Source organism: Echinicola marina, from assembly GCF_020463795.1.
In the GTDB taxonomy this organism is placed as follows: domain Bacteria; phylum Bacteroidota; class Bacteroidia; order Cytophagales; family Cyclobacteriaceae; genus Echinicola; species Echinicola marina.
On record NZ_CP080025.1, the window covers coordinates 3,850,164 to 3,870,555 of the forward strand.

Genomic DNA, 20,392 nt, shown 5'->3' on the forward strand with positions numbered 1-20,392 from the left:
AACTACCATAAAAATTATCATCAGATGAAAAGAAAACATTTGTCGAGTTTTTTTTGTCTACTAGCGGTATGGACTATGATGGCCTGTGGGGATAGGCCTGCGAGTCTAACATTGCATAGTCTGTTTTCAGATCATATGGTACTGCAAAGGGAACAGCCCATTCCCATATGGGGAAAGGCTCTTCCAGGAACAGTGGTGACGGTAAAGCTGAATAGTTTTACGGCGAGTTCCGAAGCAGGAGAAGATAGCACTTGGCTAGTAGAGCTGCCTGCCCAGAAGAAGGGCGGACCTTATCAATTAGAGGTGCTTGCGGATAGTACACTGAGATTGGAGGATGTGTGGCTTGGGGATGTGTGGATTTGCTCCGGTCAGTCCAATATGGAGTGGCCACTCGAAAGGGTCGGAAATGCCAGTGAAGAAATCCGTCAGGCCAATTATGGCCAAATAAGACTGTTTGATGTACCGCATCAAATGGAGCAATCCCCCTCTGAATCTTTGCCTGATAGCGTAGCATGGAAGGTATGCTCTCCGGAGACCATTAAGAATTTTTCAGCAGTGGGGTATTTTTTTGGTAGAGAATTGCAACAGGAACTGGATGTGCCCATTGGTTTGATCAGCAGTAATTGGGGCGGTACCAATGTGGAGGCCTGGACCAGCGCAGTCATGTTAGGTGAATTCCCTTCGCATAGGGCTACAATTGCGGCATATGATACCATCAATTTAAAGGAAATGGCCTCAATAGCTTCATTGGCCACAGATAGTTGGGTACAGGCCATCGACTCACTGGACCTGGGCTTGCAGGAAAATTGGTCCAATCCTGAAATTGAATGGGAAAATAGTAGTACTGTGGTTTTGCCCGAAGTATTTGAACGTTTAGATGTCCCAAATACAGATGGGGTTATTTGGTTCAAGAAGACCCTTTATCTTTCAGAAAATGAAGCAAATCAGGATGCTGAAATTTCCTTAGGAAGAATAGATGAGGAAGATTTTACCTATGTGAATGGACAACTTGTAGGATCGATGATCGGAACCGATCCCCTGAGGTCTTATAAAATCAAACAAGGAGTACTGAATGAAGGACTTAATACCATCATAGTAAGGGTAAAAGACAAAGGTTGGACCGGTGGTTTTAAAGGCACTCCCCAACAGATGAATTTGGCATTGGAAAATAAAAAGTTGGACTTATCAGGAGAGTGGGAGATGAATATTGGAACTGTGGATTTGCCCATTGCTCCCAAGAATATCCATCCAAATAATTTTCCGACCACACTCTTTAATGGGATGATAAAACCGCTAATTCCCTTTAGTATCAAAGGTGCTATTTGGTATCAAGGAGAAAGCAACGCTACAAGGGCATATGCTTACAGGGAGATGTTTCCCGCCATGATCAAGGATTGGAGAGTACACTGGGGACAAGGTGATTTTCCTTTTTACTTTGTTCAACTGGCCAATTACAGGGCTGAACAAGCAAGTCCCGGTGAAAGTACCTGGGCAGAAGTACGGGAATCCCAAATGGCCGCCTTAAAAATACCTCATACGGGAATGGCCGTGGCCATCGATCTGGGGGAAGCAGACAATATACATCCCAAAAACAAACAGGAGGTGGGACGAAGATTGGCCTTAGAGGCCCTTTCAAAGACATATCACCATGATATATTGAGTACAGGTCCAACCTATTCCCGACAGGAAGTTTTGGGAGATAAGCTGCGTTTAGTCTTTTCAAATATTGGTGATGGGATGAAGACTGGAAAGAATGATAAGGAGCTGAGAGGTTTTGCCATCGCTGGCAAGGATAAACAGTTTTATTGGGCCAAGGCAGTCCTTGAATCTGATTCAACCATTTTGGTCAGTAGCCAGTATGTAGTCCGACCCCAGGCCGTAAGGTATGCTTGGGCAGATAATCCCGGAGCACTCAATCTGTACAATAGTGTGCATTTACCCGCCAGTCCATTTAGAACGGATAGTTGGAAAGTATCTACAGAATAAAATATATAAATAGAAATATCTTAATGAATAGTCAACCAGTAATATCCATGTTAGCCTATCCTGTCAAGGTCGTATCATCCATTGGCCTATTGATCTTTGTACTGTCCTTGTGGATGCTGCCTTTGCGCACAAATGCACAAATGACTGAAAAGAATCCATATGCGAGAGAGTTGGATAGGATCGTTTTAGAGATGGCAGGGAAATTAGAGCTTTTGGAAGTGGATTCTACCATGATTCCCCGCTCATTAAGGGCACAAGGCGACTTGGCAGGAGTGGGCTCCAGGGATTGGACTAGCGGTTTTTTCCCGGGCACGCTTTGGTACCTGTACGGATATTCAGGAAACCCGGCACTCTTGTCCGCAGCCAGGACTTGGACAGCCTTTATAGAAAAGGAAAAATATGATGGGCATACGCATGATACGGGGTTTAAGGTATATTGCAGCTTTGGCAATGCCTATAAAGTCCAAGAAAAGGAGAGCGATAGAAATATCATCGTACAAACGGCTAACACATTGATGGGGAGGTTTGACCCAAAGATAGCTTGTATTCGTTCATGGGACTTTAACCAGGAAACTTGGCAATATCCTGTCATCATAGACAATATGATGAATTTGGAAATATTGTTTGCTGCCACACGCTTTACAGGGGATTCGAGTTATTATCAAGTGGCAAAAGCACATGCATATACTACACTCAAAAATCATTTTAGAGCGGATTATTCCAGTTACCATGTGGTCGATTATGATACCATATCCGGAATGCCCAGACTGAAAACTACCCATCAGGGATATGGAAAAAACTCCAGCTGGTCGAGGGGTCAGGCTTGGGCATTGTATGGTTATACCATGTGCTATAGGGAGACCGCTGATCCGGTATTTTTCGAGCAGGCACAGAAGGTCGCTAGATTTATTCTCGATCATCCAAGGCTGCCTAAGGATAAAATTCCCTATTGGGATTTTGATGATCCCAAGATCCCAAATACACCGCGGGATGCTTCCGCAGCCGCTGTGATCGCTGCTGCATTATTGGAACTCTCCACCTATAGCCGTCAGGAACAGACTAGGAGATATTGGCAGGCAGCAAATACCATTCTGAAGCATTTGTCTTCCTCAACCTACCGCATGAAAGGAGAGGAATTACCTTTTCTTTTGGACCATAGTGTAGGCTCAAAGCCTCATGACGCTGAAGTAGATGTCCCTTTGGTCTATGCGGATTATTATTATGTGGAGGCCTTAATCCGGGCCAATAACTATGCTTTATCAAACATGAATAATGGATCAGGATTATCTTGGTAGGTGATGTTTTATTTTGATGAACAAAAACTAAAAAAGTACTTATGTTGAAATTCAATTATCTGAAGTCCAATCTTTTATTATTGGCCTTATTGCTTTCCCTGAATGTTTTAGGTCAGGAGAAGGAGACATTGAGGGTGTTGTTTGTAGGAAACAGCTATACTTATTTTTGGAATTTACCTCAAATGGTAAGTGCTCTTGCAGCGGATCAGGGGATGTCCATTATTACACGAAAATCAACTTTGGGCGGCGCCACACTCAAGCAACATTGGGAGGGTGAGCGTGGCTTGGAATCAAAGAAAATGATTTCAGAAGGGGAATGGGATGTGGTTGTCCTTCAAAACCACAGCAAGAGCACCATTAATGATCCTGTGGAATTTGAGGATTATGGTAAAAAGTTCATAGAGCTGGTGAAAGCAAAGGGGGCGAAACCATTGCTTTATATGACCTGGGCCAGGAACTGGAATCCCTTAATGCAAGAGGCCGTTTCTACAGGATACCGTGATTTGGCCAAAAGCACAGGAGTGGATTTGGCCCCTGTGGGAGAAGTATGGGGGCAGGCAAGGATATTACGTCCAGATTTAAGTTTGTTTGATCCCGACGGAAGCCATCCCTCTCAGATAGGGACTTATCTTACAGCCTGTGTTTTTTATAGGATACTGAGTGGCAAAGCGAGCCAAGGTTTGTCGGGAAGGCTTTCTTGGGTGGATCAGGATGGTGAGGAAATCTTTTTGGCTATTATTCCTGAAGGTGAGGCTGAATTTATCCATCAGTTGGTAGATAAGGTGCTTGTTAAAACTATGGAGCAGGAATAATGGGAAAAACTTTCAGTAAAAAGTGGTCACTTATTCTAGGCCCAATGGTTTTTATCGGGTTGATTTTGTTGGATCCTCCAAGTGGCATGAGTGAGGAGGCTTTGAAGGTGTTAGCGGTGACGCTATGGATGGCCATTTGGTGGATAGCGGAAGCAGTCCCCATAGCTGTGACGGCATTACTTCCTATTGTTTTATTTCCAATAACGGGAGCGGTAGAAATCGGTATTACTACCGAGGCATATGGTCATAAGTATATTTTTCTTTATATGGGAGGGTTTATCTTGGCCCTGGCCATTGAAAGGTGGGGCTTACACCAACGTATTGCCCTGATCATCATTTCCCTGATCGGTTCCAATATGAACAGTATTATGATGGGTTTTATGCTTGCGACGGCCTTCTTGTCCATGTGGATCTCCAATACAGCCACTGCTGTGATGATGCTGCCCATAGGGATGGCCATTGTCAATCAATTTGCAAAAGTGAGTGATATCTATCCTGATAACAGGGAAAAAGAGGTGGGCAAAGCTTTAATGTTGGCGATTGCCTACAGTGCTTCTATTGGCGGTTTTGCCACATTGATCGGCACGCCCCCCAATTTGGTACTGGCAGGGATTATAGAAGAATTATATGATGTGAAACTGAGCTTTCTTGATTGGATGAAATTTGGTTTTCCTTTAAGCATGCTATTGCTGATCATTTGTTGGAAATACCTGACCACTTATGCGTTCGACTGTAAAAAGGTGGATTTTCCAGGGGGAAAACAGGAGATCAATAAAATGTTGAAGGCCTTGGGCAAAATAAGTTTTGAAGAAAAATGGGTGCTGATCATATTTGCCTTAACAGCAGCGGCATGGATACTAAGGTCCTTTATCCAAAGGTTGCTTCCGGGTATTGACGATGCCGTGATTGCATTGATGGCTGCCATTACTTTGTTTGTTTTGCCAAGTAAAAGCGGGAAGAGAAAACTGATCAATTGGGAAGAGGCTGTAAAACTCCCATGGGGCATTATTTTACTTTTTGGTGGAGGAATGGCTTTGGCCAAGGGTTTTGGTATTACAGGTCTTGCGGAGTGGATTGCCGGAAAGATGGGACAGATGAATGGCATGTCCATGATACTGATGATATTGATTTTGGTCGCCATGGTCAATTTTCTTACAGAAATCACTTCCAATTTGGCCACCACAGCCATGATTTTGCCGGTATTGGCGCCATTGGCCATGTCTTTTAATGCACATCCATTTATGTTGATGGTTCCAGTAACTGTTGCTGCCTCTTGTGCATTTATGCTTCCTGTGGCCACTCCACCAAATGCCGTGGTGTTTGGTTCAGGCTATTTGAAAATTCCAGACATGGTTAAGGCTGGTTTCTGGATGAATATTTTTTCTATTCTATTGATCAGCTTATTGTGCTATTATATCTTACCCTCAATTTGGAATATTGAGCCGGAAATATTCCCTGAGGCGTTTAAGAGGACCAAAATCATTCCTTAAACCCGGATTATGCATTAGCAATCGTAGTGAGGGCTGAAAATGCAAGAAAATCAGGCTGTTTGGAGACTGAGGCATAGCACCGCTATGGTGAAGTCGAAAACAGCAGCAAAGCGACTGATTTTATAGCATTTTCAGTCCGTAATAGATAAGCTAATGCATATTTCGGGTTAAATATTTGAATAAACCCAAAGGATTGACAGTTTTTTATAGCCGGGGGCGGAGACATAATTGTTTCATATGGCAGAATATGTCCTGATTTTGTCAACATGGATTTGTAATTCATTAATATTGTTTATTTTAGGACAGTGAAAAATATCCTGTGATAGGCAAGAATTAAATCCAATAAATATTTTTTAAGCTGGTTTACTTTTTGTCTTTTTGAGCAAGGGGCTGTGTGATGACCATGGGAAGTTTAGGTGATGGACTAATAGACCTATTTTAATAAATTGATAACACGGTTTTGAAACCGTTTGGAAAATCGCTGATTAATTTTACAAGTAGAATTGATCATTATAGGATTTATGCTGATCATTTTTACCTCGATATATAGAAAAATAAAATAATGGACGATAATAAGAATCATAAAATTCTTCCTGCTGATACTAAATCACCTGCTGATTCATTGAAGGAGTTATTTTATACTTATCATAAGAAATTGGTTTATTTTTCCATGCAGATTGTGGGAGATCAATCGCTCGCTGATGATTTGGTCCAAGAGGTTTTTATACATATTTCGCAGTGGCCGGCCTCCAATTTTTATAGAGAAGAAGATTATATTAGGAATTATCTGTACAAGGCTGTAAAAAACCAAAGTATCAATGCCCTAAAAGGCCAACAAAAGCTAATGGATAAATCAGGGGATTTACAGGAACCGGTACAAGATACTACAGTTTTGCATCACCTTATCCAATCAGAACTTGTAGGTATGGTATATGAAGCAATGGAAAGCCTTCCAGAAGGATGCAGGACTGTTGCGGAGTTGGCCTATTTAGAAGGGAAGAACAATAAGGAAGTGGCGGAGATCTTAGGTGTTACGGTGAATACAGTAAAGACCCAAAAGCAAAGAAGTTTAAAGCTGCTGAGGTTAAGGCTTAATCCTGAAGTGTTTATGACTTTTGTTATATTAATTAATGGTTAAGAATGTAAAGACAGTGTTAATTTGAGGTATTTTTTGAAAAAACCTTAATTTTCTTTCACCCCATTTTGCAATTCCAATGTAATAAGGTAAAGACATTGGAATGAATAAAGACAATTTATATCACTTTTATGCCAAACTGATCCATAAGGAGTTAGCAGAGGAACTCTCTGCCAAGGAAAAAACAGCATTGGATAAATGGCTTCTGGAAGATCCCGAACATAAGATATTTTATGATAAACTGGTTTCAGATGGCTTCATTGATGGTGAATTGCGCAAGTTGGAGCGAATCGATACCGACAAGTCTTTTCAACAACTTCAATCCAGAATTTCTTACAGAAAGCAAGTGCCGGTAATCCATCATTTATGGTTCAAGAGGATGGCATCAGTAGCAGCGGTTTTGGCTTTGTTTATATCTGCATGGATTACCTTCCAATCTATCCAAAAGTCAGTTTTCAATGGAAGCAATAAGGATAAGGCTGTCATCACAGATGTTTCGCCAGGTGAGGACAAGGCCATTTTGGTATTGCCCAATGGAGAGGAAATCGCCTTGGAGGATTTGGAAGAAGGAAACGATAGGAAAATCGCAGGGATGCAGGTCAGCAAAAGAAAGGATTTTGTGGCCATTAGTTTAGCGGCAGCACCCCAATTCGTACCCGAAAAAATTTCTAAGATCATCGTTCCCATTGGCGGCAAGTACAGCGTGGAACTTCAAGATGGAACAAAGGTATGGTTAAACAGTGCCTCTTCATTAAGTTTTCCATCAGCATTTGAAAAGGACAAACGGGAAGTAAGCCTTGATGGAGAGGCTTATTTCGAGGTCGCCCACAATCCCCGATCACCTTTTACAGTGGACGCAAATGGAACCAAGGTCAAGGTTTTGGGAACGCATTTCAATATCAAGGCATATAAAAATGAAGTCGCTACCAAGACGACTTTGCTGGAAGGAAAAGTAGAAGTAGCGCATAATGGTCAAAAGAAAATGTTGGTTCCTGGGGATCAGGTGATTTCCGGCCAGCAGCTTTTGGTTTCACAGGTCTCTACCAAAGAGGTAATCGCTTGGAAAGAGGGATATTTTTTATTCCAAAGCACCAGGTTGGATGAAATTCTCCGTCAGTTGGAGCGCTGGTACAATATCAAAGTGGATGCAAAAGGGAGCATTCCTATGCGGCATTTTAATGCCGCTATAGATATGGATACTCCACTATCCAAAGTGATAGAAGTGTTGGAGCTTTCTGGCGGAATTGATTTTGAATTTAAAAATGGGATACTCTATGTAACAGAAAAGGACTAAAAAAACCAGTGGTCCTCGGAAAACCACTGGCTTGGCTGATCAACGCCATTCAATTCATCACAATTAAAATTTTATCGATCAACTTCTAAACTGTAAAGTTATGAAATTTACCCACTTGGGACAAGGAAGGGACAGGCTTTCCTTCGCTCCACCAAATTACCTTTTGGCTATGAAATGGACTTTTATTTTAAGTATTGCCCTGGTTTTTCAGGTAAATGCCAAAGTACATTCCCAAGATCTTACTGTAGATGTTTATGAAAAGCAATTCACTGAGGTCTTAAGCATGATTGAAGCTCAGACGGATATAAGTTTTGTCTATTCGGATGAAATTATCAAGACTGCCATGCCAGTAAGCATCAGTCTCCAAAATGTTAAACTGGAAGATGCTTTAAATGCACTTTTCGCCCAACAGCCGCTTTCTTATAAGGTCGTGGATGATTTTGTGGTGATCCAAAAAAGAGGAGTTGCAGGACTGGAAAATATAGATATTACCGGAACAGTTACAAGTGTGGATGGAGAAATCCTTCCTGGGGCCACTATTAGGTTGAAGGGAGCTTCTAAGGGAACCATTACGGATTTGGACGGAAAGTTTAGTCTTAAAGATATTCCCGAAGGATCCGTTTTGGTGATCAGTTATATCGGCTATAATCCAAAAGAAGTAACCATCAGCAACCAATCTGTCATTGAGGTTGCCTTGACGCCAACTGAGACAGCTCTTTCAGAAGTAGTGATCATAGGTTATGGTCAACAGGAAAGAAAGAAGGTAACCAGTGCCATCGCAGACTTTAAACCTACAGAAGAAAATTTCAGACAAGTTCAGGGACCAGATCAACTGATGCAAGGCCGTATGCCTGGTGTATATGTGGGCGCCGGTGGAGGTACTCCTGGCAGTGCCCTAAGAGTCAGTATCAGGGGGATTGGTTCTTTGAGTGGTGAAAATGAGCCATTATATGTGGTAGACGGAATTCCCTTGGTCAATAGCAATGCTGCCTTGTTCAATCTAGGTGAGGGAATGAACCCTTTGTCCCAGCTCAATCCAGCCGATATAGAATCAATAGAAGTGCTTAAAGATGCGGCTTCTGCAGCGATATATGGTTCCAGAGCTACCAATGGGGTGGTTATTATCACTACAAAATCTGGTAAGGAAGGACAGTCCAGTTTTTCCATAAACTCCAACTTCGGTGTTCAGTACCTTCCAAATGTAGATAAGCTGAAAATGGCAGAAACCGATCTCTATTTGGAAGTACAAAATGAAGCCAAATACAATTTCAACCAACAATATGGCTATCAACCAGGAGATGGCAACTTCGTGGAATACCTGGAAAATCCATATCCTGGCATGCCTTCAACGGATTGGTTGGATTGGGTGACCAGAAATGCCTTGGTATCGAATGTAAACATGTCATTTAGCACTGGAACCAAAAAGACCAAATTATTTATATCAGGAGGATTTTTGGATCAGCAAGGGGTAATCGAAACCAATGAGTACAAAAAGTATAACGGTAAGGTAAATGTAAGCCACCAAGCGACAGACTGGTTAAAAGTAGGGGTAAACACGAATTTAAGTTTTTCCAGGAATCATAGAATTCCCAACGGCGATTATGGATCTTCTATTTTCCTCAGAAGTATGGGACAGCGTCCCTATGATAGGCCTTTCAAGCCCAATGGAGATTATTATGTGGGGGGAACTGAAGAGTTGGTATACCATAACAATGTCCAGATCCTTAATGAGCAAAAGACCAAATTGGACAATTACAGGATGTTGGGCAATGCTTTTGCAGATATTCAATTTAGTCCATCCTTACATTTGAAGAATAGCTTTGGGATGGATGCCAGCTATACGGAAGACTACCTTCACTATACAGATGTCCACCCATATGGCGCTGGTCAAGGAAGGGTTTTGGATGAGCGAAGGATGTTGACCAATGGTTTGATAGAAAATACCCTTTATTATGATCATGATTTTGGAAAGCTGAGCATCAATGCCTTAGTGGGCCATTCTTATCAGAAAGTAACTTCAAGTACCAATTATATCGATGGCAGGGGTTTTCCTTCAGCTTCTTTTGATGTGATATCAGTGGCCAGTGAGATTGCCAATGCCACTTCAGGTTTTGGAGAGAGTGCCTTGGAATCTTATTACAGTAGGGCCAATCTGAGCTATGCTGATAAATATATGCTTTCACTTTCCCTAAGAGCTGATGGCTCATCCAGATTTTCACCTGAAAAGCGATATGGTTCTTTCCCTTCAGTCTCTGCGGGTTGGAATGTATCTGATGAACCATTTTGGAATTTGAACAAGACGGATTTGAAACTTCGGGCCAGTTATGGGGCCACGGGTAACCAAGATGGCATTGGCAGTTATGCTTATCAAGCCCTGATGAGCGGTGGTGCCAACTATAATGGGAATAGTGGTTTGGCTATATCCACTTTTGGGAATTCCAATTTGACATGGGAAACAGCCAAGCAGTTTGATATAGGCCTAGATGCAGGCTTCTTGGAGGGCAAATTTAACCTTACTGCTGATTATTTTATCAAGAATACCGAAAACCTCCTGTACAGTATGCCCATCCATGCGACCTCTGGATTTAGCAGCATTACCAGTAATATTGGGAGCATGCAAAACCGTGGCCTTGAATTGATGTTGGCTTATAATAACCGTTTTGGTGAGCTTCAGTGGCAATCAGACTTCAATATCTCATTCATAGATAATGAATTGACGTCTTTGTTGGGAGACGAGGCCCTGTTGATCGGTGCCAACCGCACCCTGCAAGTGGGCCAGGAAGTGGGCAGTTTTTATATGTATAAAATGCTGGGCATTTACCAGTACGACGAAGAAGTACCTCAAACCTTATATGATCAAGGCGTTCGTGCTGGTGATGTAATCTACGAAGATGTAAATGACGATGGGATCATTAATGTAGATGACCGTCAAATTATTGGTACTTCCAATCCTGATTTTTATGGTGGTTGGTCCAATACCTTAAAATACAGAAATTTTGATTTATCGGCTTTTTTGACCTACTCCAAGGGTGCAGAGATATACGCCAACTGGAGATTGACCACAGATAGGATAGGCTATGGTAAGCAAGGATTTAGGGAAGAAGTGGCGTTGGAGAGATGGACTGGTCCAGGAAGCAGCAATGAAGTGCCTAGGGCGATCCATGGGAATAGTTATAATCTCTATAATTCATCCAGGTTTTTGGAAGATGGCTCTTTTATCCGACTTCGTACATTGAGTTTGGGCTATACCTTGCCAAAAACTTTATTGTCCAAATTGGATATGTCGCATTGCAGATTATATGTGCAGGGTGAAAACCTATTGATTCTCACCAAGTATTCCGGTTTGGATCCTGAGGTCTCCAAAAATTACGATGCGCGATTTATGGGGGATGATAATATGAACCTGCCTCAGCCTAGAACCTTGCGTTTAGGCCTAAACATTACTTTCTAACATTTAAATGAAAGCAATCATGAAGTTTAATTTATCCATATTTATAGTGGCTTTGTTTTTGGCCACATCCTGTAGTAACCAGTTGGACTTATATCCAAGATCTGCGGTTTCTTCGGAATCTGAACTTTCAGAAGAGGATGCTCAGTCCTTCCTTATAGGTGTTTACCAATCTGTGCAAAATGATCCGGGAAGGGAATCTTATATTATGGGGGATCTCTTGGGAGGTGATCTCAACTCAGCAGGTTCGGTAAATGGTGGTGGTACCAATGCTTTTATCAGCAATATCTTGAGACCTGAGCATGCCTATCCCAAAAATATTTGGATTGGGTATTACGAGGCCTTGTACCAAGTAAACACCTTGCTTGAAAGTTTGGAAAGCTTATCTGATTCTCCAGAACTCAACCAAGTACGAGGTGTTTCCCACTATTTCAGGGCCTATATTTATTATAATTTGGTCTCCAAATATGGTGGAGTGCCCATAATGAGGGAAAACACCATGGAAAAACTTCCTAGAAACACGCTGGAGGAAGTGTATGCATTTATAGAAGAGGATTTGGAATATGCCGTGCAGTATGCTCCCGATTTCTCGGCTGATTTGGGAGGTGATTACCATTATGTCTCCAAAGATGCCGCCATGGCCATGATGGCAAGGGTGAAATTGCAGCAGGGTAAAAATTCAGCGGCTGCTGCTTTGGCAGAAGAACTGATTGCCAAGCCCTATTTTAAGCTGGATAGTTTCGAGAAAATATTCCGGAGACAGGCTAATTCCGAGTTGATATTTGCTTTTGTCAACCTGACCATTGAGTCAAGTATCAACTTAAGCACTTGGTTCTATACTTATGCCCATCCCCAAAGCGGTTCCTACGTGTTCAAACCAAACCCTTGGGCCATGGATATATTTACCGCAGAAGACAATAGGACGGACGTCTCTGTAGACATCTATGAAGGACTTGATGTGGTCAATAAATACCCTAGTGGACAAACAGGTACTGATCAATTGAATGTGAGTAGACTCGCCGAAATGTACCTGATCAGCGCAGAGGGGCAAGGCTTGGCCGGGTTGGATCGGTTGAATGAGTTGAGAGCAGCGAGGGGATTAGGTCCTGTTACTGCTTCTTCAGAAGACCAATACCTTGATTTGGTATTGGAAGAACGTCGCAGGGAACTGTTTGCAGAAGGATTTAGATGGGTGGATTTGGTAAGGACAGGCAAAGCCATAACGGAAATAGGGATTCAAGAAAGGGAAACCTTATTGCCTATTCCTGAAACCGAATTGATGCTGAACGAGAAGCTTGTTCAAAACCCTGGTTATTAATCACAAACTTTAGAAAAGGATGACTAAAAATATAAAATATTATTATTCCTTGTTCCTGCTGGCAGTATTGTCCATGATAACGGTCAGCTGCGAAAATGAGGATGTGCAGCCTTCCATAATAGAGGAAGAGCTTTCGGCCATCACCCAACGCTTAATGGACAGTACAAGCTTGGTGAGCAATGTGTTTTGGGATAGCACTTTTATGGTAGCTCCAGGTGTGGAAGAGACCGATATTCATTATTTGTCCATGAAAGGTTTGTCCATGAGGATGTTTGTTTTCAAAGTAGACCTAAAAGAGGATGGAGTGGAGCTGAACGCCTTAATGCCTTATGGAAGTAAGGCTTATGGTATGCAAGCTATTCCGGAGATGATGACTTATATGGAAGTGCCCGGAAAAAAGGTCGTTGGGGCGGTCAATGCCGATTTTTTCAATACTAGTACCGGTGTGCCAAGAGGAATAGTGGTGCTTGATGGTGAAGTAATTAAATCATCTGCATTATTGGCGTCATTCTTCGGAGTGGATAAAAACGGCAAGCCGGTGATTGGTCTCTCAGAAGATTTTGAGCAATACAAAGAAGAGCTGCAGTTTGGTCTTGGTGCTGGAGATATTCTGGTGAAAGATTATGATTTGGCACCGATCAGTAGCACAGATATTCATCCTAGGACGGGCGTAGGGCTCACCGATAATCAAGAAGTATATTTCATTGTAGTGGATGGACGGGATTTTGATTATTCCAATGGTTTGGCTTTGTCGGAACTTGCAGAAATATTCAAGGCATTAGGGGTAAAGGATGCTACCAATATAGATGGAGGTGGTTCTTCTACATTTGTCACTTTGCATAGCTTGTCAGATGTATTTCATGTCAGAAATAAGCCTTCAGATGGCAGTCCTAGAGCGGTAGCCAATGGCTGGGCTATTTTGGTAAATGAAAACTAATATTCAACCCACTAAAGCATTAAAAATCATGAAATATATCAATATTCTATTTTTAGCCATATTGAACACTGTTTTTTGGTCTTGTACCGAAGAGGATACTTCTCCGAAAGTGAGCCAAGGAGCCTTTGTATATACGATGAATCCTCAAGAGGGCTATGCCAAGGATGCGGTCATCATATTAGGTAGGGGCTTTTCGTCCTTGCGGGAAAATAATGAAGTCCTGTTCAATGGAAGTCCAGCCACCGTTTTGGAAGCCAGTACTGAGCAATTGCAGGTGGTGGTACCTGAAGGTGAAGGACAGGTCAATTTGACCGTGAGTGTTAGTGGGGAACCGGCTGCGGGAGCCGATCTCGCATTTAATTTTATCCAAGCTCCGGCAGCGTACAAAGTCATCTCATTAGCGGGTAGCAGCGATTACGGCTTGACTGATGGTCAAGGTACAAATGCCTTTTTTAGGAATCCAGAAGGAATAGCTACACATCCTGCTGGCTACCTTATCGTTACTGACCGTACAAATAATGCGATTAGAAAGCTGGATTTAGAGGGAAACGTAAGTACTATTCTTGGAAATGGTAATAATGGTTTTCAAAATGGTCCGGTTGCCACTGCCACATTGGATTACCCATGGAGGTCCTGTGTGGACAAAGAGGGGAATATTTATGTGGCTGACCGAAACAATCATGCGGTAAGAAAAATTGATGTGGATGGAAATGTGAGTACATTGGCCGGTACAGGCACTGCTGGATATCAAGATGGCCCAGGCACTACTGCACAGTTTAACCAACCTATAGATGTTACTGTGGATGAGAACGGGGTAATATATGTGGCCGACAATATCAACCATAGGATCCGTAAAATTGATAAGGATGGAACAGTGAGTACGGTGGCTGGTAATGGTGAAAAGGGTTATCAGGATGGGGACTGGTCAGCAGCAATGTTCAGCAATCCTTCGGGCTTGGATATGGACAATGAAGGTAATATCATTGTCGCTGACCGGCTCAATCATTTGATACGAAAAATCAACTTGGGTACCGGTGAGGTGAGTACAGTTGCAGGTAGTAGCCAAGGCTCCATCGATGGATTGGCAGAGGAAGCCCAGTTTAATAACCCGTATGGCGTAGCGGTGGGAGTGTCCGGAGAAATTGTTGTGGCAGACCTGACCAATCATAAAATTAGAATGATAAGGGAAGGAGAAGTGTCGACTGTCAGTGGTACTGTTCGCGGCTTTTTGGATGGTCCAAGTGCAGTAGCTCAATTTAATAGTCCTACGGATGTGGAAATATTGGACGGAGCGATATATGTGGCCGACTTAGGAAATCACAGGATCAGAAAAATCGTGGAAAAATAAGCCAAAAGAGGGATTCAAATAGATGGCTTGATTTTGGCCGATTGCTTAAAAGTTAAATTGAAAAGGGGGAAGTCAGTATTTTGGGCTTCCCCTTGTTTTACCCGAAATATACATTGCCTAATTATAGACTTAAAATGCATAGTCAGGAATGTAGAAATGAATTATTAAAATTTTAATCAGGACTAGAATGATGATGAGAATATACCTATTGTTGATGCTAATAAGTAGTGGCGTCACTGCACAACAAGTATCCACTGTCAAGTGGAATGAGGCAGACAAAGAAAAGATTCAAAGCGTAGAATGGGAAACCAAAAAGGTAGCCAAAGGCATGAGGGTCAAGACTGCCAGTATGCGGCTATTTGATGCTCCACAGGAAATATTTATGTTGGAAATAGATACGGCCAAGGCTAAAGTAAATTATTTGGTTGGAATGGCAGATTATATGGAAAAGACCTCTGTGCAAGCCAAAGCAAATGATGCCATTGCTGCCATAAATGGGTCTTTCTTTAGGAATCATGCAGAACCACTGGGAGATAGCCGTCATTTGGTGATGGTTGATGGAAAAGTACTTGCAAGAACTGACTCCGCCGAATTTGAGACAAGGGGCACTGGGGCCGTGGTGGTTTTTAATAATCAGGTGGATATCACAGGTTGGTCCAGGGAGAAGGAAAAGGGGATTGCAGGGAAGGCCGACCATGCCCTTACCTCTGGTCCGCTGCTCATGGATAATGAAAAGATGGTAGACCTGTCAGGCACTCCTTTTGTTCTCAAGAGACACCCTCGCTCTGTAATTGCCTTTAATAATGGTCACCTATTGTTGATTGTTATTGGAGGAAGGTCTGAAAATGCCGCGGGTATGAGCCTGGATGAGGTTCAGTTCTTTTGCGATGCGCTAGGCTGTGATGATATCCTTAATCTTGATGGGGGAGGTTCCAGTACCTTGTATGTGAAGGGCTATGATGAAGATGATATTGTGAATGTACCCACTGATGGGAGTGAAAGGGCTGTTAAAGGTATATTCTATATCACTAAGGATTGATAAGAATCGCGAATGTTATTTAGTTGGAGATGATAAAAAACATCCAGCTGAGCCAATATGTATTCTAGGTCATTGGTAGACTTAAATGAGCTGTATTGGCAAGGGGCTGTGGCAGCCTCCATCAAGAAGGGGGGGGCGGCCTTTGCAATTCAGGTCTTATCTTAAAGGGGCTAGCAATGAATGTTTGACATGGATTTATAGGGCAAACTAGAGTTAATATTATAAGAGGCTGTCTCAAAAGGAATGTTCAGGATTCGTAGACCAAAGATTCTTCAGATTTCAGGACAATAATGAATTGCTAATCGACATTCGACCGGTACTTAGCTAGTCTGTTAATCTAGACACAAATTATTCAATACCGATCCACTGCTGATCATTCATTTGAGGTGAAATATTAAATGTATATCCGCAATTGCACCAGTAAAAGTTAAAAGCGAATCGAAATGTTCGTTTTAATTAAAACATCAACTGCTTCGGTCTTCAGTCTTCAAACTCCCGACCACTTAAGCAAAGGATTTAAGGTTACTGGCATCATTGCGGATAATCAGAAAATATTATTTGTTCAACTTTGCTGAGCTTTGATTATGAGACAGCCTCTTATTGGCTAATTTAAGGGTTATTTCAAGAAATCAGCTTTTTGATAGTTGGGATTGGGGTAGGAATAAAATCCTTCCCCAGTGGATACACCCAATTTATTTTTCTTGATAAAGTTGTCCTGTAGGTATTCCAAAATATTGTTCATCAAAGGATCCTGGGTTTGTTCAGCGATGTTTTTATTGATATTATACATGGTTGTAATGCCGATAATATCCAGAATGGCCACAGGTCCTAAAGGAGCTCCGGTACCTTTCATCCATGTTTTATCAATGTCTACTATGGCCTGGAAAACCTCCGGATCTGTTTGCGAATGTCCCATCACTTCTGCGGTATTATGTTTCCAGATTTCATTGGCAAAATGCAAGGCCAAAAATTTTGATGGTCTTCCTGTATGAGCCGCAAATTGGCTGGGAAGCAGGGTAGAAGAATTGGTGGCAAACACCGTTTTTTCAGGTGCCACTTTGGCCAGCTTTTCATAAAACTCAATTTTGATTTTGGGATTTTCAGGAATGGCCTCTATCATCAGGTCTGCGTCCTTAACTGCTTCGGCAAGGTTTGATTGGTAGTTTAAATTCTCATAGGTGGCTTGCAGTTGCTCTTCCGTGGCCTTCAGGTCTCTTTTATAGGCCGCTTTTAAGCCTTCAAATTTGCCTTTTGCTTTTTCCAATACTTTATCAGAGATATCATACACGGTAACATTATAGCCGTGAAAAGCAGACTGAAATGCGATTTGGTAACCCAATACGCCGCTTCCAGCAAGGGTTATATTTTTGAAATTTATCACAGTATGATTTGATTAAGGATTTGATGTTGAAATGATTAACGTAATTTTCTATCATTTGGGTGCAAAGGCCTCTAATTCCGTAGGCTTAAGTGTATTTAGGGCCTCCTCTCCCTATGATTGTCTTGATATCACTCTACTTGATGTGCTTTTTGTTGATGGAGCAGGCTGTTCATTTCTTTTAAATGGTCAAATATTATCGAATAATTCGAATTAAATTCACTTACACTGGGTTTGTTTAGTGCTTTTGGTCTAAATTTGAATGGTGAGTTTAGGGAGGTCAGACGAAATTTGTCGATTCCAACTTGGAGAGACCAAAGGCATAAGGTGTAGTAATAGCTAAAAAATCATTTTTGATGGATCACCAGTAGATAGGCCCATATAATGATTTCAAAGCGGTTGGCAATTCCAGGGAAATTGCCTTTAGGCCAATGTTGTGATTTAATGGCTAATAAGGGGTAGAACGAGCTGAGTTGAGGTCCTACGTTTAGCTTTCGACTCTAGCTGGTGCTTAGACAGGTCCGCTAAGGCTGATATCTATACACTGATACCTTAAAAACGATTTCCCTCTTGGCAATTCCCAAATTAACCTGAAAAAGATAATTTATTATATTTTATTAAGATCAAATGAGTTTATCTATTAAGAATCAGCAGGGCATATTGGCTGCAATGGCAGTTTTTATATTGGGCCTGTTTGGATGTCAAGAACAAAAAGAGCAAGGAGCCACAAAGGATAATGCTTCCATGAATTTTGATCCTACGGAGCTTGAAACAGATCCTTTGGTATTGGAAAAGCTGGAGCAATGGCAGGATCAAAAGTTTGGTTTTTTTGTGCATTGGGGGATTTACAGCCAATGGGGAGCGGTAGCTTCTTGGCCTTTAATCAAGAATTTTGAAGGCACTAGGGAGATTGGGCCAGCCTTTGCTGAGCGAGATCGGGATTTTGACAGGTATTTTAAGGATTATTACAGGCTTAATGAGACCTTTAATCCTGAGCAATTCGATCCTGAGCAATGGGCCAACGCGGCCAGTTCAGCAGGGATGAAATACTTTGTGATGGTGACCAAGCACCATGACGGCTTTTGTCTGTTTGATACCCAGCAAACGGATTTTAGCACTACTGGGGCAGCTTGTCCTTTCCATTCCAATGAAAATGCCAATGTTACCAAAGTTTTGTTTGAGGCATTCAGGGACAAGGGAATCAGTGTAGGAACCTATTTTTCCAAACCAGATTGGCATAATGAAAATTACTGGTCACCAGATTTCCCGGTTACCGACCACAGTGTGAATTATGACCCCAGGGAATATCCGGAAAAGTGGAAGCGCTTTAAGGATTATACTTATAAGCAGATAGAAGAGTTAATGACAGGATATGGGCCCATTGATATTTTGTGGCTGGATGGGGCACAGGTGCTGCCTGTGGCCAATCAGGATATAGATATGGATAGGATAGCCAGTATGACCAGAAAGCACCAACCAGGCCTGATCGTGGTTGACCGACTTGCAGGAGGCAGGCATGAAAACTATATGTCCCCTGAAGGAAGGCACCATCTTCCTGAGAAACCTCTTCCAAAGCCTTGGGAATTATGTATGTCTTTGGGAGAAGGATGGTCCCATAGGATCAATGATGTCTTTAAACCTTCTAAAGAGATCATTGATGTACTGATTGAGGTGGTAGCCAAAGGAGGAAATTTGCTTTTGGATGTCGGCCCACCTGCCAGTGGGGAGATCCCTGAGGCTGCGAGGGCAAGTATGAAGGAAATAGGGGAATGGTTGGATATTAATGGAGAGGGAATCTATAAAACGAGAAGTTTTGACTATTTCAGTGAAAATGAACAGGTTTATTATACCAGAAGCAAAGATGGCAAGACCGTTTATGCCCTATGTTTATCTTGGCCGGAAGAAGCCTTGGAATTGACCAAAGTGATACCTGCAAAGGAGGCGAGTATACAATTGTTGGGCTCGGACAAGGCCCTGAACTGGCATTTTGATGATGGGGTGTTAAGGATAGCAACCCCGGCAAGTATAAAAAACGCTTTGCCGCATGCTTCCCATCAAGCCTATGTTTTTAAGATTGAAGGAAAAGCTTCTGCTTCACTGGAAGAAGTACACGTAAAAAGTATCCATACAGACCATGAGGACATCTATTTATTCAGTGATACTTATACCTTTCAACTGGAAAACAGCACCCCTGGAGCGACCATTTATTATACATTGGATGGCTCCATGCCTGATGAAAGTTCTTCAGTGTATGAGCATGAGATCAGCATTGATGAGACTAAGCTCATCAAAACATTGGCCAAGAAAAAGGGCTATGCAGACAGTCCGGTGGGTACTCAGTTGGTGACCAAGGTGAAGAAAAATGCAGGGCTTACACTCAAAGAACCATGGGATAATGAGCACAGGGGCTTGACAGCAGAAAGTCTTATGGATTATGATAGAGGGGGGCTTGACCATCGTTCTGGTGAATGGTTGGGATTTGAAGGCCGCGATTTTGATGTGACGATAGATTTAGGTGAGGAAGTGGCGCTTGAAAGGATTTCTGTGGGTTTTTTGAAGAATGTATATGAATCGATTTTTGTACCTGATTCAGTCAATTTCCATTTATCGAAGGATGGTAAAGATTTTAAATTGGGGGGAACCGTGAAGTATAATATCTCTCCCTTTGCCATGGAGATTTATAAGAAAGATTATGTACTGGACAGCATGTCGGAAGCCGCAAGGTATATCAGGATCGACGCTGCGAATATTGGGGTTTGTCCGCATCCGCATTTTAATTCCGGAGGAAAGGCATGGTTATATGTGGATGAGGTAATTGTAGAATAAGGAAGGATAATACTTCCTCACTGGAATAAATAAAAGCGCCCGATACCTTGATGTCGGGCGTTTTTATTCTGGTTATTGAAATGAAA

13 protein-coding genes are annotated in these 20,392 nt (G+C 42.1%); 12 read left to right on the forward strand and 1 reads right to left on the reverse strand.

The annotated features are described in order from the left end of the window. Positions 1-24: 24 nt before the first annotated feature. The 11 genes from KZP23_RS15445 to KZP23_RS15495 all read left to right on the forward strand — a co-directional run bounded on the left by KZP23_RS15445 (position 25) and on the right by KZP23_RS15495 (position 16,102). Positions 25-1,986, forward strand: coding sequence for a sialate O-acetylesterase (locus KZP23_RS15445; protein WP_226332689.1), 1,962 nt, complete (start codon positions 25-27; stop codon positions 1,984-1,986). Positions 1,987-2,009: 23 nt separating this feature from the next. Beyond that, positions 2,010-3,281 (forward strand): AGE family epimerase/isomerase, encoded by a 1,272-nt coding sequence (locus KZP23_RS15450; protein WP_226332690.1) that lies wholly within the window; start codon positions 2,010-2,012, stop codon positions 3,279-3,281. A gap of 41 nt (positions 3,282-3,322) precedes the next feature. Continuing rightward, positions 3,323-4,093 carry an SGNH/GDSL hydrolase family protein gene (locus tag KZP23_RS15455; protein WP_226332691.1) on the forward strand — a complete coding sequence of 257 codons (771 nt, stop codon included), beginning with the start codon at positions 3,323-3,325 and terminating at the stop codon, positions 4,091-4,093. After that, the gene (locus KZP23_RS15460) at positions 4,093-5,583 is read left to right on the forward strand and encodes an SLC13 family permease (protein ID WP_226332692.1); all 1,491 of its coding nucleotides are present in this window, start codon (positions 4,093-4,095) and stop codon (positions 5,581-5,583) included. Before KZP23_RS15455 ends, KZP23_RS15460 begins: the two co-directional genes overlap by 1 nt. Positions 5,584-6,145: 562 nt before the next feature. Then, positions 6,146-6,721 carry an RNA polymerase sigma factor gene (locus KZP23_RS15465; protein ID WP_226332693.1) on the forward strand — a complete coding sequence of 192 codons (576 nt, stop codon included), beginning with the start codon at positions 6,146-6,148 and terminating at the stop codon, positions 6,719-6,721. Positions 6,722-6,821: 100 nt separating this feature from the next. After that, positions 6,822-8,012, forward strand: a complete 1,191-nt coding sequence (locus KZP23_RS15470; RefSeq protein ID WP_226332694.1) for a FecR family protein — start codon at positions 6,822-6,824, stop codon at positions 8,010-8,012. Between the two features lie 100 nt (positions 8,013-8,112). Then, on the forward strand, positions 8,113-11,463 hold the full coding sequence (locus KZP23_RS15475) for a TonB-dependent receptor (RefSeq protein ID WP_226332695.1): 3,351 nt from the start codon (positions 8,113-8,115) through the stop codon (positions 11,461-11,463). A gap of 19 nt (positions 11,464-11,482) precedes the next feature. Next, entirely contained in the window at positions 11,483-12,778 is a 1,296-nt protein-coding gene (locus tag KZP23_RS15480; RefSeq protein ID WP_226332696.1) for a RagB/SusD family nutrient uptake outer membrane protein, read from the forward strand. A 19-nt stretch (positions 12,779-12,797) separates the two neighbouring features. Next, the gene (locus KZP23_RS15485; RefSeq protein WP_226332697.1) at positions 12,798-13,715 is read left to right on the forward strand and encodes a phosphodiester glycosidase family protein; all 918 of its coding nucleotides are present in this window, start codon (positions 12,798-12,800) and stop codon (positions 13,713-13,715) included. Between the two features lie 28 nt (positions 13,716-13,743). After that, on the forward strand, positions 13,744-15,063 hold the full coding sequence (locus KZP23_RS15490; protein ID WP_226332698.1) for an IPT/TIG domain-containing protein: 1,320 nt from the start codon (positions 13,744-13,746) through the stop codon (positions 15,061-15,063). A 187-nt stretch (positions 15,064-15,250) separates the two neighbouring features. Continuing rightward, positions 15,251-16,102, forward strand: a complete 852-nt coding sequence (locus tag KZP23_RS15495) for a phosphodiester glycosidase family protein (protein ID WP_226332699.1) — start codon at positions 15,251-15,253, stop codon at positions 16,100-16,102. Between the two features lie 616 nt (positions 16,103-16,718). Here KZP23_RS15495 and KZP23_RS15500 read toward each other — a convergent pair. After that, positions 16,719-17,483 (reverse strand): 3-hydroxyacyl-CoA dehydrogenase NAD-binding domain-containing protein, encoded by a 765-nt coding sequence (locus KZP23_RS15500; protein ID WP_226332700.1) that lies wholly within the window; start codon positions 17,481-17,483, stop codon positions 16,719-16,721. Positions 17,484-18,107: 624 nt separating this feature from the next. Here KZP23_RS15500 and KZP23_RS15505 point away from each other — a divergent pair. Beyond that, complete coding sequence (locus tag KZP23_RS15505) at positions 18,108-20,306, forward strand: alpha-L-fucosidase (RefSeq protein WP_226332701.1); 2,199 nt, start codon at positions 18,108-18,110, stop codon at positions 20,304-20,306. Positions 20,307-20,392 lie beyond the last annotated feature (86 nt).

Bases quoted from the DNA above. Each gene is read 5' to 3' on its own strand.
- KZP23_RS15475 (WP_226332695.1), top strand. From the start codon at position 8,113: ATGAAATTTACCCACTTGGGACAAGGAAGGGACAGGCTTTCCTTCGCT.
- KZP23_RS15485 (WP_226332697.1), top strand. From the start codon at position 12,798: ATGACTAAAAATATAAAATATTATTATTCCTTGTTCCTGCTGGCAGTA.
- KZP23_RS15460 (WP_226332692.1), top strand. From the start codon at position 4,093: ATGGGAAAAACTTTCAGTAAAAAGTGGTCACTTATTCTAGGCCCAATG.
- KZP23_RS15490 (WP_226332698.1), top strand. From the start codon at position 13,744: ATGAAATATATCAATATTCTATTTTTAGCCATATTGAACACTGTTTTT.
- KZP23_RS15480 (WP_226332696.1), top strand. From the start codon at position 11,483: ATGAAGTTTAATTTATCCATATTTATAGTGGCTTTGTTTTTGGCCACA.
- KZP23_RS15455 (WP_226332691.1), top strand. From the start codon at position 3,323: ATGTTGAAATTCAATTATCTGAAGTCCAATCTTTTATTATTGGCCTTA.
- KZP23_RS15495 (WP_226332699.1), top strand. From the start codon at position 15,251: ATGATGATGAGAATATACCTATTGTTGATGCTAATAAGTAGTGGCGTC.
- KZP23_RS15445 (WP_226332689.1), top strand. From the start codon at position 25: ATGAAAAGAAAACATTTGTCGAGTTTTTTTTGTCTACTAGCGGTATGG.
- KZP23_RS15505 (WP_226332701.1), top strand. From the start codon at position 18,108: ATGAGTTTATCTATTAAGAATCAGCAGGGCATATTGGCTGCAATGGCA.
- KZP23_RS15470 (WP_226332694.1), top strand. From the start codon at position 6,822: ATGAATAAAGACAATTTATATCACTTTTATGCCAAACTGATCCATAAG.
- KZP23_RS15450 (WP_226332690.1), top strand. From the start codon at position 2,010: ATGAATAGTCAACCAGTAATATCCATGTTAGCCTATCCTGTCAAGGTC.
- KZP23_RS15465 (WP_226332693.1), top strand. From the start codon at position 6,146: ATGGACGATAATAAGAATCATAAAATTCTTCCTGCTGATACTAAATCA.